Below are 14,901 nucleotides of genomic sequence, written 5' to 3' on the forward strand. Positions count from 1 at the left end.
GTGGACTCCTGGCCCGGCGCCGCACACGCGGGACCGGCATGCCGGGCCGCGGCGCTGCCCCAGCACTCCGCCGACGCACGGTCAACCCCCGGCGCCCGCGGACCGACCGGGCCGTGCGTTGTGGGCGCCGCTCCTGTCGCGAACAGCCGCCCGCGTCGCCGAGGCGCCGGCGCTGTCCCGAGCGGTCCGCGGGCACGTGGTCATCCCCCGCTGCCCGGCTGCACCGCGCGCACCGCCTCCTGCCGCGGCGGACCAACCGTCAGCGCGGACCGAGGTAGCCGACGCGGAAGCTGATCTCCTCGGCGCCCGCGACGATCTTCTCGGCGATGTCCGGATAGGACGACGGCTCCATCCGGTACGCCGGCCCGGAGACCGACAGCGCCGCGATCACGTCCCCGTTCGCAGCGCGGATCGGGGCGGCCACCGCGTTCAGCCCGACCTCCAGCTCCTCCACGGTGCACGCCCAGCCGCGCTCGCGGACCTGCTCCAGCTCCTCGGCGAGCTTGGTCCGGTCGGTGCGCGTGTTCGGCGTGAACGCGGGCAGCTCGGCCAGCGCGGACTCCCGGTCGTCGTCGCCGGCCCAGGCCAGCAGGACCTTCCCGCTGGAGGTGGCGTGCAGCGGGGTGCGCTGGCCGATCCAGTTCCGCGCGGTCACCGCCGCCGAGCCGTAGACCTGCATGATGTTGGTCGCCTGCCCCTGGTCCACGACGGCGACGTTCACAGTCTCGTCGAGTTCCGCGGCGAGCCGCTCGCACACCGCGCGGCTCTCCCGGGACAGGTCCAGCCGGGCCGTGGTGGCGCCGGCCAGGCGCACGATGCCGAACCCGAGGCGGTACTTGCCGCGCTCGCTGACCTGTTCCACCAGCTGCCACGCCTCGAGCGCGCCGACGAGGCGGAACGCGGTGGATTTGTGCACGTCCAGTTCCTGGGCGATCTCGGTGACCCCGGCCTCGCCGCGTCTGGCGAGGATGTCCAGGATGGCGATCGCCCGGTCCACCGACTGGACCTGACTCGCGGACCCGTTCGTAGAGCGCTCGTTGTTCCGCATACCGCAACTCTACTCACATGACACAATTTCCCACTTCCGGGCCTTGACCGCTCCCCCCACGCTGCAGCACTCTGTTGCGGATAGCACGTGTAGTTGTGCATTACACAACGGAGCCGCCTCATGATTCCCGTCTGCGCTCTCCAGGACCTCCCCGTCGGCGAAGCCGTCCGCATCGAAGCCGAAGTGCCGATCGCGGTGTTCAACGTCGACGGCACGTTGTACGCGATCGACGACACCTGCACCCACCAGGACGCCTCACTGGCCGACGGCTGGCTGGACGGCTGTGCGGTGGAGTGCCCCCTGCACGCCGCCTGCTTCGACCTGCGCACCGGCATGCCGAGCGGGCCCCCGGCCAAGAAGCCGGTGCGCACGCACGAGGTCGTCGTGGTCGACGGGCAGATCTACGTCAACGTCAACGCGCCGCAGCGGATGGGGGTCTGATGCGCGTGATCGCCATCGCCGGCGCGTCGCTGGCCGGCCTGTCCACGGCGCGCGCGCTGCGGGAGGCCGGCTTCGATGGGCGGGTGGTCGTCGTCGGCGACGAGCCGCACCGGCCCTACGACCGGCCGCCGCTGTCGAAGGAGTTCCTCGCCGGCACGATGTCCGCCGCCGACCTGGCGCTGGAGAGCGACGACGAGGACCTGGACGTGGACTGGCGCTTGGGCGCGCGGGCCGTGGCCCTCGACCCGGCACTGCGGACCATCGTGCTCGGCTCGGGCGAGCGGATCACCTGCGACGGCGTGGTCCTGGCGACCGGCGCGCGGGCCCGCCGCCTGCCGGGCTCGCCGCTCGCCGGTGTGCACACGCTGCGCACCCTGGACGACGCGATCGCGCTGCGGGCCGAACTGGTCCCCGGCGCACGGCTGGTGGTGATCGGCGCCGGGTTCATCGGGGCCGAGGTCGCGTCGACCGCCCGCGGGCTCGGCCTGGCGGTCACGGTGGTCGAGCAGCAGGCCGTGCCGCTCGCCGGACCGCTCGGCGTCGAGCTGGGCGGCGTGTGCGCGGCGCTGCACGGCGAGCACGGGGTCGAGCTCATCACCGGCGTCGGCGTGGCGGGGCTGACCGGCGCGGAACGGGTGCGGTCGGTGCACCTGACCGACGGCCGCGAGCTGCCTGCCGACGTCGTGGTGGTGGGGGTCGGCGCGGTCCCGAACACCGAGTGGCTGGCCGGGTCCGGTCTGGACGCGGAGCGGGGCGTGCGCACGGACGCCCGGTGCGCGACCGGCATCCCGTCGGTGGTGGCGGTCGGCGACTGCGCGGTGTCGCACAACCCGTTCGCCGGCGCCGAGATCCGGCTCGAACACTGGACCAACGCGCTCGAGCAACCGGCCACCGCCGCGGCGACCCTGCTCGGGCACGAGCAGCTGCCCAGCCCGCGCGCGCCCTACTTCTGGTCCGATCAGTACGGGGCGCGCCTGCAGTTCGCGGGCCACCGCCGCGAGGGCGACCGGATGGAGGTCGTCGACGGCGACCCGGCGGCGCGCCGGTTCACGGCGGTGTTCCGGCGGGGCGACCGCCCGGTGGCGGTGTTCGCGATGAACCAGCCGAAGGTGTTCGGCCGCTGGCGCCGCGAGCTGCGCGCCACCGCTCCCGAACCGGTATGAACGGGCCGTTCATGCCGCGATGATGGGGGCTGTGGTGGGTGGATGAACGGTCCGTTCATGCCTTCGGGGCGGCTGGGCATCTCGCGCCCCGATGAACGGTCCGTTCACAGGTTCGCGGGTGGGCCAGTCGCGGGTCGATGAATGACCCGTTCATGCCCTCCCGAGTGGGTGGGCCGGTGGCTCCGCGATGAACGGTCCATTCATCTCTGGGAGCGGGCCACCATGTCCCGGCTTGACGAATGGGCCGTTCGTGCTGCCGCCGCGAGGCCTGTCGTGGGTGGATGAACGGTCCGTTCATGCCTGCGGGGCGGCTGGGCATCTCGCGCCCCGATGAACGGTCCGTTCACAGGTTCGCGAGTGGACCAATCGTGCGTCGATGAATGGACCGTTCATGCCTTCGAGCGGCTGGGCATGTCGCGCCCCGATGAATGGCCCGTTCAACGGGGCGCGGGTGGACCAGTGGTGCGTCGCTGAACGACCCGTTCATGCCTTCGCGAGCGAGTGGACCGACGGTGCCGCGATGAACGGTCCATTCATCCCTTGGGAGCGAGCCAGCATGTCCTGGCTTGATGAATGGTCCATTCACCCCGCCGCCGGGGGGGCATGTGGCGGGTCGATGAACGGTCCGTTCATGCCCCGAACGACTGGGCATGTCGCCCCGATGAATGGTCCGTTCATCGGGGCGCGGGTGGACCAGCTGCGCATCAATGAATGGCCCATTCATCGCGCGGCCGCTAACCGCTCAGGAAGCAGGACCGGCGATCGCGCGCCGAAACAGCGCCTCGATGTCCGAAATAGACGGTGTGCCGTCCGCGATCGCCAACTGCATCAGCAATCCGCAGAACAGTCCGGCCAGCAGGCGCCCGGTCAGGGCGTCCGTCCGGGAGCCGAACAGCTCGATCAGCGCGTCGTCCCACGCCGCGCTCACCGGGCGCAACCGGGGGCGGTGCATGGCCGCCACGTAGAGGTCGTACTCGACCACCGTGTGCGGGCCCTCGTCACGCACGTACCGCATCACCAGCTCCGCCAGCGCGGCCGCGAAGTCCGCGTCCGGCGGCACGCTGCGCTCCCACTCCCGCAGGCGGCGGACGTTGTCCTCGGCCGCCTGGCTCAGCGCGACCTCGAGCAGGTCGTCCAGCGTGCGGAAGTGGTACGTGGTCGACCCCAGCGGCACCCCCGCCGCCGCGGCGACCGCCCGGTGGGTCAGCCCATCGATCCCCCGCTCGGCCACCACGTCGATCGCCGCCCGCGCGATCTTCGTGCGCCGCCCGGGATCGTTGGGACGCTGCCGGCGCGATCCGGCCGCCTGCCCTGACACCACCGCGCACACCCCTCACCTGCGAAGACACCCGGTTAACACGATCGTAGCCGACGAGTATGGACATCCGTACGCACTCTCATGTACAAATGTACGCACTGAAGTGCCGCGCATCACATCTCCCGCGCCGGCGTTGCCCGCTACCGCATCGGAAAGGGCTCATGAAGGACCTGTACATCGACGGGAACTGGACCGAGGGGCGCGACGGGTCCCGCACCGACGTCCGCAACCCCTACGACGCCTCCGTCATCCAGACGGTCGCCCTCGCCGGTCCGGAGGACGTGGACCGGGCCGTCAAAGCCGCACGAGCGGCGTTCCGCCCCGTCTCGCCGTGGCGCCGCACCACCGCGGCCGAACGCGCCGAACTGCTCCGCCGCATCGCCGACCTGCTGGTCCGCGACCGCGAGGACATCGCCCGCACGGAAAGCCTCGACACCGGCAAGACCCTCGCCGAAGGGCGCATCGACGTCGACGACGTGGTCGCGGTGTTCCGCTACTACGCCGCGGCGATCGCGCAGGAGGCCGGGCGCGTGGTGGACACCGGGAACCCGGCCGCGATCAGCCGGATCGTGCACGAGCCGGTGGGCGTCTGCGCGCTGATCGCCCCGTGGAACTACCCGCTGCTGCAGATCTCCTGGAAGATCGCCCCCGCGCTGGCGGCGGGCAACACGATGGTGCTCAAGCCGAGCGAGCTCACCCCGCTGACCACCATCCGGCTCGTCGCGCTCGCCGAGGAGGCCGGTGTGCCGCCGGGCGTGGTGAACCTGCTGCTCGGCCCTGGCGCGGTCGGCGCGGCGATGGTCGAGCACCCCGGGGTCGACCTGGTGTCGTTCACCGGCGGGCTGGCGACCGGCGAGAAGATCATGGCCGCCGCGGCGCGCGGCGTCCGGCGGGTGGCGCTGGAACTCGGCGGCAAGAACCCCAACGTGGTCTTCGACGACGCCGATTTCGACACCGCCGTCGACCTCGCCCTCAACGCCGCGTTCGTCCACTCCGGACAGGTCTGCTCGGCGGGCGCGCGGCTGATCGTGCAGAACGGGATCCACGACCGGTTCGTCGGCGAGCTCGCCCGGCGCGCCGAGCGGATCCGGCTCGGCAACGGGCTCGACCCGGACACCGAGTGCGGTCCGCTCATCTCCGAGCAGCACCGCGCGAAGGTCGAGGGCTACATCGCCGGGGCGATCGCCGACGGCGCCACCCTGCGCGCGGGCGGCACGCGGCCCGAGGATCCCGCGCTGCGCAACGGTTTCTTCCTCCGGCCCACGGTGTTCAGCGACTGCACCCGCGACATGGCCGTGGTGCGCGAGGAGGTGTTCGGCCCGGTCGTCACGGTGGAACGGTTCGCCACCGAGGAGGAGGCCGTCGAGCTGGCCAACGACACCGACTACGGCCTCGCCGGCGCGGTGTGGACCTCCGACGCCGGCCGCGCCCAGCGGGTGGCCGGTGCGCTGCGCCACGGCACGGTCTGGATCAACGACTACCACCCGTACCTGCCGCAGGCGGAGTGGGGCGGCTTCGGCAAGTCCGGCATCGGCCGCGAACTGGGCCCGTCCGGCCTGCACGAGTACCGCGAGACCAAGCACATCTACCACAACATCGATCCCCGGCCGCAGCACTGGTTCAAGGGCTGACCGGGACTCCCCTCTCCACGCCGCAGTACTGAAGAGGAGGCGCGCGTGAGCACCAGCAACGACCACGGACTGTCCGAGTTCGGGTACCGGCAGTCCCTCGACCGCAGCATCGGCAAGTTCGCGAGTTTCGCCGCCGGGGTCAGCTACATCTCCATCCTCACCGGCACGTTCCAGCTGTTCTACTTCGGGTTCGGCACCGGCGGGCCGGCCTACTGGTGGTCCTGGCCGATGGTCTTCGTCGGGCAGATCGCGGTGGCCCTGTGCTTCGCCGAGCTGGCCGCCCGCTACCCGGTCGCCGGTTCGGTCTACAACTGGTCCAAGAGACTCGCCGGGCCCACCACGTCGTGGCTGGCAGGCTGGATGATGTTCACCGCCTCCGTGGTCACCCTGGCCAGCGTGGTGCTGGCCTACCAGGTCACGCTGCCGCAGCTGTGGTCCGGCTTCCAGCTGGTCGGCGACGGCAGCGGCGCCCACGACTTCGGGATCTCCGCGGTGATCTGGGGCGCGGTGCTGATCCTGTTCACCACGCTGGTGAACGCCTTCGGCGTGAAGCTGATGGCGCGCATCAACAGCATCGGCGTGTTCATCGAGCTGATCGCGGCGGTCCTGCTGGTCGTCATCCTCGCGGTGAACGTGGTGCGCGGCCCCGGTGTCTTCGTCGACACGCACGGGCTCGGCGAGGGGCACGTGGGTGGCTACGCCGGCGTGTTCCTGGTGGCCGCGATCGCCTCGGCCTACGTCATGTACGGCTTCGACACGGCCAGTTCGCTGGGCGAGGAGACGGTCAACCCGCGGCGCACCGCGCCGGTGGCGATCCTGCGCGCGGTCATCGCGTCGTTCGTGATCGGCGGGCTGATCCTGCTGTTCGCCATCATGGCCGCGCCCGACCTGTCCGATCCGCGGCTGGGCACGTCGTCGGGCGGACTGCAGCTGATCGTGCTGCAGGTGCTCGGCGGGCCGCTGGGCAAGGTGTTCCTGGGCTGCATCGTCGTCGCCATCACGGTGTGCGCGCTGGCCGTGCACACCGCCGGGATCCGGCTGATGTTCGCGATGGCCCGCGACAACGCCCTGCCGTTCGGGGTGCGGCTGGCGCGGATCAACGCCAAGACCGGCACCCCGGTGGTCCCGGCGATCCTCATCGGCGCGGTCGCGGTGGCGATCCTGCTGGTCAACATCGGGACACCGCAGATCTTCACCGCGGTCACCAGCGTCGCGGTGGTCATGATCTACCTGGCCTACCTGCTGGTGACGGTGCCGATGCTGGTCAAGCGGCTGCGTGGCGGGTGGTCGGGCCGCGACGCCGGCGGCCACTTCTCGCTCGGGCGGCTCGGCCTGCCGGTCAACGTCGTCGCCGTGCTGTGGGGCGCCGGGATGGCCGTGAACCTGGCGTGGCCGCGCGAGCAGATCTACGGCGGCGGGGCGCTGCGCTGGATGGCCCTGATCTTCATCGGGATCGTCGCCGCGATCGGCCTGGCGTGGTTCCGGCTCCGCGGCCGCCACCGCCTTGGCACGCTCCCCGAACACCAGGCCGACCGCGGCGACCGGCTCGTCGACGAGCTTTCCTGAGGAGGACGAACGTGAGCACCGAGAACTACGACTTCATCATCGTCGGCGGCGGCTCGGCCGGGTGCGTGCTGGCCAACCGGCTGTCGGCCGATCCGAAGGTGAAGGTGCTGGTGCTGGAGGCGGGCCGGTCGGACGCGAAGTGGGACGTGTTCGTGCACATGCCCGCCGCGCTGACCTTCCCGATCGGCAGCCGCTTCTACGACTGGGGCTACCGCAGCGAGCCGGAGCCGTTCATGAACCGGCGGCGCATCTACCACGCGCGCGGCAAGATCCTCGGCGGGTCGAGCAGCATCAACGGCATGATCTTCCAGCGGGGCAACCCGATGGACTACGAACGCTGGGCCGCCGATCCCGGCATGTCCGGCTGGGACTACGCGCACTGCCTGCCCTACTTCCAGCGCATGGAGAACTGCCTGGCCGACCCGCCGGACGGGCGCTGGCGCGGGCACGACGGCCCGCTGGAGCTGGAGCGCGGACCGGCGTCGAACCCGTTGTTCCAGGCGTTCTTCGAGGCCGCGGAACAGGCCGGGTACCCGCGCACGGACGACGTGAACGGCTACCGGCAGGAGGGGTTCGCGCCCTTCGACCGGAACGTGCGCCGCGGCCGCAGGCTCTCCGCCGCCCGCGCCTACCTGCACCCGGTGCGGCACCGGAAGAACCTGACCGTGCAGACCCGCGCGTTCGTGTCGCAGGTCCTGTTCCGCGGCAACCGCGCGGTCGGGGTCGAGTACTCGACCGGGCGGAGCGCGCCGCGCGAGGTGTACGGCAAGGAGGTCGTGCTGTGCGGCGGGGCGATCAACACGCCGCAACTGCTGCAACTGTCGGGCGTGGGCAACGCGGCCGAGCTGCGCCGGCTCGGCATCGACGTGGTCCACAACCTGCCCGGTGTGGGTGAGAACCTGCAGGACCACCTCGAGGTGTACATCCAGTACACCTGCAAGGAACCGGTGTCGATGCAGCCGCACCTGGCGACGTGGAAGCGCCCACTGATCGGCGCGCAGTGGCTGTTCCTGCGGTCCGGCCCGGGCGCCACGAACCACTTCGAGGGCGGCGGTTTCGTGCGCAGCAACGACACCGTGGCCTACCCGAACCTGATGTTCCACTTCCTGCCGATCGCGATCCGCTACGACGGCTCGGTGCCCGCCGGCGGGCACGGCTACCAGGTCCACGTGGGACCGATGTACGCCGACACCCGCGGCAGCGTGAAGATCACGTCGACGGACCCGCGGCGGCACCCGGCGCTGCGGTTCAACTACCTGTCCACCGAGAACGACCGGCGCGAGTGGGTGGAGGCCGTGCGGGTGGCCCGCAAGATCCTCAACCAGCCCGCGCTGGACCGCTACAACGGCGGCGAGATCTCCCCCGGCCCCGGCGTGGAGACCGACGAGCAGATCCTGGACTGGGTGGCGAAGGACGCGGAGACCGCGCTGCACCCGTCCTGCACGGCGAAGATGGGCGTCGACGAGATGTCCGTTGTGGACCCCGGGTCGATGCGGGTGCACGGCACGGAGGGCCTGCGGGTGGTGGACGCGTCGGTGATGCCCTACATCACCAACGGCAACATCTACGCGCCGGTGATCATGACCGCGGAGAAGGCGGCGGACCTGATCCTCGGCAACACCCCGTTGGCGCCGATCAAGGAGCCCTTCTACCGGCACAACGCCGGCTGAGACACCGACAGGTGCGGCGCCAGCGCGCACAGGAAGTCCGGCGCGTCGAACGCCGCACCCGCGGACACCACGCCCGTCGCCCGGGTCCGTCCACTCAGGATCCGGGCGACGGCCTCCACCGCGAGCGGCGCGCTGATCGCGTAGATGTCCCGCCCGGCGGCGGAGATCCGGCGCTCCTCGGGGCCGCGGCGGACCACGACGTCGACGACGAAGGTCTGTGCCGAGCGGCCCCGCTCGTCGACGGCGGCCGGGGCCGCGGCGCCGGCCGCGGCCAGGTCCGCCGCCGCCTTGGCCGTCATGTAGGTGCGCACCTCGGGCACGTCCAGGTGGGTGGGGACGGTGACGATGTCGGCCATGCTGAACTCCCCGATGACGTCCTGCGGCCCGAGCGGCGCGGGGAACTCCCACTCCAGCGTCGGCAGGGCGTCGTCGTGGTACTCCAGCCGTCCGCCGGTGTAGCGGACGCGGCGGTCGTCCCGCCGCTGCCGCGACACCGCCCCCGCCGCGAGCGTCCCGGCGGTGGGGTGCCAGCTGCTCAGGCCGTAGGCGAGGTGCACCTCGTCGGCCGCCGTCCAGTCCCCCATGGCGGCGGTGACCAGCAGGTCGCCGAGGCCGCCGAAGAACGCCATCGCCGGGACGACCACGTTCTCCCCCGCCCGCTCCGCGAAGTGGGCGAAGGTGTCGGCGTTCGCCTCGATCTCGGCGGCCACGTCGACGTACGGGATGCCCGCCCGCAACGCCGCCTCGATCAGCGGGGCGGCGGTCGTCGCGAAGGGCCCGGCGCAGTTGATCACGGCGTCCGCCCCGGCGAGGGCGCGGTCCAGTGCGGCCGGGTCGTCGACGGCCGCCGCCCGCACTTCGAGGTCCGGCTGCGCCACCGCCAGGAGCTTCTCCCGGTCGCGGCCCAGCAACAGCGGGACGTGCCCGCGCTCGCGCAACTCCGCGACCACGAACCGCCCGGTGTGTCCGTACGCCCCGTACACCGCAACCCGTCCCATGCCTGCTCCCACGTGCTCGAAGTGATCCACTGCGGCAATCCTGTCCGGCCGGACCCCCGCTGCCCAGTGTCCGGAACGACACGACCCGTACACTTTCGGACATGAACTCCGTCGCCGTCGCCACCACCGACGGCATGCTGCACTTCGAACTGGCGCTGGCCTGCGAGGTCTTCGGCTCGCCGCCGGACGCCGTGCGCGTCCCCTGGTACGACCTCAGCGTGTGCGGCGCGCGCCCGGTGCGAGCCGGCCGGTTCCGGGTCGAGCCGGACGGCGGTTTCGACCGGCTGGCCGAGGCGGACACCGTGATCGTCCCCGCGCTGGCCGACGTCGACGAGGACCCGCCCGCCGACCTGGTCGACGCGGTGCGCGCGGCTCACGAGTCGGGCGCGCGGGTGGTGTCGCTGTGCACCGGCGCATTCGTGCTCGCGGCCGCCGGCCTGCTGGACGGGCTGCGCGCGACCACCCACTGGGCGCACACGGACGAACTCGCCGCGCGCTACCCGCGGGTGACCGTGGACCCGGACGTCCTCTACGTGGACAACGGCCGCGTCCTCACGTCCGCGGGCAAGGCGGCGGCGATGGACCTGTGCCTGCACCTGGTGCGTCTCGACCACGGCTCGGCGATCGCGAACGTAGTCGCCCGCCGCCTGGTCGTGCCGCCGCACCGGGAAGGCGGGCAGGCGCAGTTCGTCAGCACGCCGGTGCCGGAGGACGACGGCCATCCGCTGGCCGAGCTGCTGCCGTGGGTGATGCGGCGGCTGGACCAGCCGTTGACGGTGGAGGACCTGGCGCGCCAGGCGAACCTGAGCTCACGGCACCTGGCCCGGCACTTCCGCGCCGTCACCGGCACCACCCCGCTGCGGTGGCTGCTGGCGCAACGCATCCGCCGCGCGCAGGAGCTGCTGGAGAGCACGGACGACAGCATCGACGCGATCGCCGCCGCCGCGGGCATGGGCACCGCGACGACGCTGCGGCGCCACTTCCACCGCGCGGTCGGGGTGCCGCCGGACACCTACCGCCGCACGTTCCGCGCCTGAAGCTCCGACCTGGCGATCAGCCACCACGCACCGGCCGCGCCCGCGAGGTAGGCGACGCCGAGGAGCAGGAAGGACAGGCCGGCGCCGCGGCCCCAGTCCGTGACGGCGCCGAGCACGACACTCATCGCCGCGACGCCCACCAGCGTGCCGATCTGGCGGTTGGCGTTGAGCACGGCGCCGGCCACGTTCGCGTGCGCGACTCCGGCGAACTCGACCAGCGCGGCGGTCATCCCGGGCGAGATGATGCCCGCGCCGACGTTGGCCACCGCCACGGCGACGGCCAGGACCCAGTACGGCGTCTCGGTCGACATGCCGACCATGGCGAGCGACGCGATGCCGGCGACGAGCAGGAAGACCGTCAGCAGCACCCCGTTCGGGATCCGGCCCGCGATGCGCGAGTAGACCAGGTTGCCCAGCGGGAACCAGATCGTCATCGGCAACAGCTCCAGGCCCGCGAGGAGCGGGCCGGCACCGCGGGCGTGCTGGAAGTACAGGCTGAGCATGAACATGCCGCCGTAGACGGCGAAGTTGAACAGGAACCCGACCAGGTTCGCGCCGGTGAAACCCGCGCCGCGGAACAGCTTCCACGGCATGACCAGGTTCTCGACCCGCCGTTCGCGGGTGACGAGCGCGGCGGCGGCGAGGCCCAGCACCACGTACGCGGCCAGCACCGGGCGCGCCAGCCAGCCCAGCCGCGGACCTTCGATGAGCGCGAAGCTCAGCGCGGCGAGCGCCGCGATCCACAGGGCGTGCCCGGGCACGCCCAACCGGATGCGGCGCCCGTCGACCGCTGGGATGCAGCGCCGGGTCAGCAGGATGCCGGCGACGCCGATGGGCAGGTTGAGCAGGAAGATGCTGGGCCAGCTGAAAGCGCTTACCAAGAGCCCGCCGAGGGTCGGCCCGAGCGCGGCCGAGGTGGCGACGATCGCCGACCACAGCCCGAGCATGCGGGTGCGCCGGCGCTTGTCGGGGAACGAGAACACCAGCAGGGACAGGGAACTCGGCATGAACAACGCGGCGCCCATGCCCTGGACGAGTCGCGCGGCGATGAGCACCCCGGCCGTGGGCGCGAACGCGCAGGCGAGCGAGGCGGCGAAGAAGACCGCCATCCCGGCCAGGTAGACGGCCCGCGCGCCGAAGCGGTTCGCCAGGCCACCCGCGAGCATCAGCAGCGAGGCGAACACCAGCACGTAGCCGTCGACGATCCAGGTGAGTTCGGACAGCGAGGCGCCGAGCTGCTGCTGGATCGCGGTGCCGGCGACGTTGACGACGGTCACGTCGAGCGAGGCCATGACGAAGCCGGTGGCGAGCGCGGCGAGTTTCAGCCCGGAGGAGTCACGCACGGTAAGTACGATAGCCATCAAACTTCATGGTGGTCAAACTTCGACGATCATCGTAATATGGGTGCCGTGACGGACCGGATCAACGACCACCCCGCCGCGGAGGACATCACGCTGCAGGGCGTGCTCGACGCGCTGACCGACCCGGTGCGGCGCAGCATCGTGCGGCAACTCGCCGATTCGGGCGAGGACATGGCGTGCGGCACGTTCGACATCAACGTCACCCGGTCGACCAGCACGCACCACTTCAAGGTCCTGCGGCAGGCCGGGATCATCCGGCAGCACTACCAGGGCACGGTGAAGCTGAACGAGCTCCGCCGGGCCGACCTGGAGCGCGCCTTCCCCGGCCTGCTGGACACGATCATCGAATCCGCCCGCCGGGAGGCGGGCCGTCAGCGCGCGTCCGCGTGACCGCCCTGCGCGGGGCGGTCCCCGCGCAGGTACCGGGTCACCATGGCGACCAGCTCGTTCTCCAGCGCCGCGGTCCCGATGGTCCGCGGATCGGCCATCGCCCGGTGGGTGTTCGTCTCCACGGTGAACACGATCAGCTCCGCCGCGGTGTCCAGGTCCCGCACACCCACATCGGGGTGCCGGGCGAGCAGGTCGCGCACCTGACCGACGCGCATCTTCCCGTGCCGGTCGATCGTGTCGAGGAGCTCCCGCGAAACCGGCGCCTGCTCGATCATGATCCGCAGCAGCTGGGGATCGTCGCGGTGGTTGTCGATCGCGTCCCGCACCAGGGCCCGGACCAGCTCCTCCAGGCTGCCCGGTGACAGGTCGAGCTGGTCGGCGGGCGTCCACCGGCCGCGGTCGATGTGCCGCACCAGCAGCTCGGCGAGGATGGCGTCCTTGTTCGGGAAGTACTGGTACAGCGAGCCGATCGAGATGGCGGCGCGCTCGGCGATGCGGTTGGTGGTGCCGGCGGCGTAGCCGTGCTCGGCGAAAACGTGAGCAGCGGCGGTGAGGATGCGCTCGCGGGTGAGCTCCGCGCGCACCTGCCGGGGCTTGCGACGTGCTTGAAGGCGACGGTCGTCCGACGGCATCGCACATCCTCCTCGTGGCGCGAAAAGCGAGTAGCCAAAAAGCTGAGCTATTGCTCACAATAGTGGCATGACCTGCCCTAACGCACCACACCAGCTCACCACTGTGGACGAGGTCGAGTCCATCGTCGGGCGCCCGGCGCCGATGATCACGCTCAAGCAGACCTCCGTCCTCGACGAGGGCTGCCGGGCCGTCCTGGCCAGCTCGCCGATCGCGGCCGTCGGCTACCGGGACGCCGGCGGCGCGAGCCGGACGACGTTCCTCGGCGGCGCGCCGGGGTTCGTCCGCGTCCACTCGGCCACCCGGTTCTCGTTCACCCTGGACGACGACGCGCGGGGTGCGGTCTCGTTCTTCTTCCTCCTGCCGGGTGTCGGGGAGGTGTTGCGCCTCAACGGTTCCGTGGCCAAGCGGAAGGGCGAGCGGGTCTTCGCCGACGTCGCGGAGGCCTACGTCCACTGCGCGCAGGCCATCCTCCGGTCCCGGCTGTGGCAGCCCCGCGATCCGGCCGGGCAGGTCGCCGCACCCGGAGGTGACGGTCCACTGTGCCAGGCCGGGATCGCCGAGTTCCTCGCCGCGGCCCCGTTCCTCGCGCTGTCCACTTGGGACTCCTCCGGCGGGAGCGACACGAGCCCGCGCGGGGACCGGGAGGCGGTGGCGCGCATCGTGGACGGCCGCACGCTCGTCATCCCGGACCGGAAGGGCAACAAGCGCGCCGACACGCTGCACAACCTGCTGCAGGACGACCGGCTGTCGTTCGCCGCGCTCGTCCCGGGCCGGGACGAGGTGCTGCACGTCCGTGGGCGGGGCGCGATCACCGTCGACCCGGCACATCTGGAGCCTTTGGCGCTGCGCGGGAAGCCGCCGCACGCGGCGCTGCTCATCACCGTCGAGGACGCGTCGATCGCCGTCAACGACGCCGTGGTGCGTTCACAGCCGTGGAATCCCGGCGCCGACCGTGACCCGGTGCCGGATCTCCTTGCCGTGGCGGGAAAACACGTAGCCGCGAACTCGGCGACGGCCGCGGGCGGCGCCTTCCTGCTCAACGCGGTCCCGGGCGCGAACCGGCTGCTGCGCCGGGTGATGGACCGCACCTACCGCTCGGGCCTGCGGAAAGAGGGCTACGAAGAGCCGCCCCGCTGAGCCGGGTTACGCGGTGAATCCGCCGTCGATGTTGAGGCTGGAGCCGGTGATGTACGCGGCTTCCGGGCCGGCAAGGTAGGAGACGAAGGCCGCGACCTCGGCCGCGGTGCCGTACCGGTCCGTCGCCATGACGCCGAGCATGGCCGGCGCGAGGGGCCCGTCGGCGGGCTGCCGATGTTGATGATCCGCCCGCCTTCACCCAGGTGCGCGAGAGCCTCGCGGATCGCGACGATCACCGAGCACACGTTGATCATCAGCATCGTGTCGATCTCGTCCATCTTCAGGTCGGTGATGGGACCGAAGCTGCCGACAGCGGCGTTGTTGACGAGGATGTCCAGGCCGCCGAAGCGGTCAGTGGTCTCGGCGACAGCGGCCTCGATGTCCTGCTCGTGCCTGCTGCCGGCGCGGATCGGGTGCGCGACGCCCCCGGTCGCGGCCGCCACCGCCTCCGCGCGGTCCCGGGAGTTGGCATAGGTGAACGCCACCTTCGCTCCGACCGCCATGAGCC

At 71.6% G+C, this 14,901-nt stretch carries 14 protein-coding genes and 1 pseudogene; 8 read left to right on the forward strand and 7 right to left on the reverse strand.

Features of this window, described 5'->3' with window-relative positions:
• Window positions 1-259: 259 nt before the first annotated feature.
• On the reverse strand, window positions 260-1,048 hold the full coding sequence (locus tag ABZ193_RS12785) for an IclR family transcriptional regulator (protein ID WP_237336929.1): 789 nt from the start codon (window positions 1,046-1,048) through the stop codon (window positions 260-262).
• A gap of 120 nt (window positions 1,049-1,168) precedes the next feature.
• Between ABZ193_RS12785 and ABZ193_RS12790 the strand changes: the two genes are divergently transcribed.
• Window positions 1,169-1,489, forward strand: coding sequence for a bifunctional 3-phenylpropionate/cinnamic acid dioxygenase ferredoxin subunit (locus ABZ193_RS12790; protein ID WP_020419952.1), 321 nt, complete (start codon window positions 1,169-1,171; stop codon window positions 1,487-1,489).
• Window positions 1,489-2,652 (forward strand): FAD-dependent oxidoreductase, encoded by a 1,164-nt coding sequence (locus ABZ193_RS12795; protein WP_354709941.1) that lies wholly within the window; start codon window positions 1,489-1,491, stop codon window positions 2,650-2,652. The genes ABZ193_RS12790 and ABZ193_RS12795 overlap by 1 nt, the downstream gene beginning before the upstream one ends.
• Before the next feature lie 742 nt (window positions 2,653-3,394).
• Here the strand turns inward: ABZ193_RS12795 and ABZ193_RS12800 are convergent.
• A complete protein-coding gene (locus tag ABZ193_RS12800) occupies window positions 3,395-3,973 on the reverse strand; it encodes a TetR family transcriptional regulator (protein WP_354709943.1) in 579 nt (192 codons plus the stop codon).
• Between the two features lie 158 nt (window positions 3,974-4,131).
• On the opposite strand from ABZ193_RS12800, the gene ABZ193_RS12805 reads away from it, so the two are divergent.
• From ABZ193_RS12805 to betA, 3 genes are read left to right on the forward strand one after another with little or no spacing between them, the layout of a single operon-like run.
• Window positions 4,132-5,601 (forward strand): aldehyde dehydrogenase family protein, encoded by a 1,470-nt coding sequence (locus ABZ193_RS12805; RefSeq protein WP_354709945.1) that lies wholly within the window; start codon window positions 4,132-4,134, stop codon window positions 5,599-5,601.
• 45 nt (window positions 5,602-5,646) lie between these two features.
• Window positions 5,647-7,167, forward strand: a complete 1,521-nt coding sequence (locus tag ABZ193_RS12810; protein ID WP_020419958.1) for an amino acid permease — start codon at window positions 5,647-5,649, stop codon at window positions 7,165-7,167.
• A gap of 11 nt (window positions 7,168-7,178) precedes the next feature.
• Entirely contained in the window at window positions 7,179-8,837 is a 1,659-nt protein-coding gene (betA, locus tag ABZ193_RS12815) for a choline dehydrogenase (RefSeq protein ID WP_354709947.1), read from the forward strand.
• Here the strand turns inward: betA and ABZ193_RS12820 are convergent.
• The gene (locus tag ABZ193_RS12820; RefSeq protein ID WP_354709949.1) at window positions 8,816-9,835 is read right to left on the reverse strand and encodes a saccharopine dehydrogenase NADP-binding domain-containing protein; all 1,020 of its coding nucleotides are present in this window, start codon (window positions 9,833-9,835) and stop codon (window positions 8,816-8,818) included. The two genes, betA and ABZ193_RS12820, sit on opposite strands and share 22 nt — an antisense overlap.
• Window positions 9,836-9,936: 101 nt before the next feature.
• Between ABZ193_RS12820 and ABZ193_RS12825 the strand changes: the two genes are divergently transcribed.
• Entirely contained in the window at window positions 9,937-10,872 is a 936-nt protein-coding gene (locus tag ABZ193_RS12825) for a helix-turn-helix domain-containing protein (protein WP_354709950.1), read from the forward strand.
• On the opposite strand, the gene ABZ193_RS12830 is transcribed toward ABZ193_RS12825, so the two are convergent.
• Window positions 10,848-12,233, reverse strand: coding sequence for an MFS transporter (locus tag ABZ193_RS12830; protein WP_354709951.1), 1,386 nt, complete (start codon window positions 12,231-12,233; stop codon window positions 10,848-10,850). The two genes, ABZ193_RS12825 and ABZ193_RS12830, sit on opposite strands and share 25 nt — an antisense overlap.
• A 39-nt stretch (window positions 12,234-12,272) precedes the next feature.
• Here ABZ193_RS12830 and ABZ193_RS12835 point away from each other — a divergent pair, with 39 nt between their 5' ends.
• Window positions 12,273-12,623 carry a helix-turn-helix transcriptional regulator gene (locus ABZ193_RS12835; protein ID WP_020419963.1) on the forward strand — a complete coding sequence of 117 codons (351 nt, stop codon included), beginning with the start codon at window positions 12,273-12,275 and terminating at the stop codon, window positions 12,621-12,623.
• Here the strand turns inward: ABZ193_RS12835 and ABZ193_RS12840 are convergent.
• Window positions 12,605-13,255 (reverse strand): TetR/AcrR family transcriptional regulator, encoded by a 651-nt coding sequence (locus ABZ193_RS12840; RefSeq protein ID WP_354709952.1) that lies wholly within the window; start codon window positions 13,253-13,255, stop codon window positions 12,605-12,607. The two genes, ABZ193_RS12835 and ABZ193_RS12840, sit on opposite strands and share 19 nt — an antisense overlap.
• Window positions 13,256-13,322: 67 nt before the next feature.
• Here ABZ193_RS12840 and ABZ193_RS12845 point away from each other — a divergent pair, with 67 nt between their 5' ends.
• Window positions 13,323-14,393 (forward strand): pyridoxamine 5'-phosphate oxidase family protein, encoded by a 1,071-nt coding sequence (locus ABZ193_RS12845; RefSeq protein ID WP_354709954.1) that lies wholly within the window; start codon window positions 13,323-13,325, stop codon window positions 14,391-14,393.
• 6 nt (window positions 14,394-14,399) lie between these two features.
• Here ABZ193_RS12845 and ABZ193_RS12850 read toward each other — a convergent pair whose 3' ends face one another.
• Window positions 14,400-14,534 carry an SDR family oxidoreductase gene (locus tag ABZ193_RS12850; RefSeq protein WP_354710020.1) on the reverse strand — a complete coding sequence of 45 codons (135 nt, stop codon included), beginning with the start codon at window positions 14,532-14,534 and terminating at the stop codon, window positions 14,400-14,402.
• A gap of 83 nt (window positions 14,535-14,617) precedes the next feature.
• Window positions 14,618-14,896: pseudogene (locus tag ABZ193_RS12855) on the reverse strand (SDR family oxidoreductase); the annotation flags it as partial.
• Window positions 14,897-14,901: the final 5 nt, after the last annotated feature.

This window comes from Amycolatopsis sp. NPDC006125 (genome assembly GCF_040614195.1).
GTDB classification, from domain to species: Bacteria; Actinomycetota; Actinomycetes; order Mycobacteriales; family Pseudonocardiaceae; genus Amycolatopsis_E; species Amycolatopsis_E tucumanensis.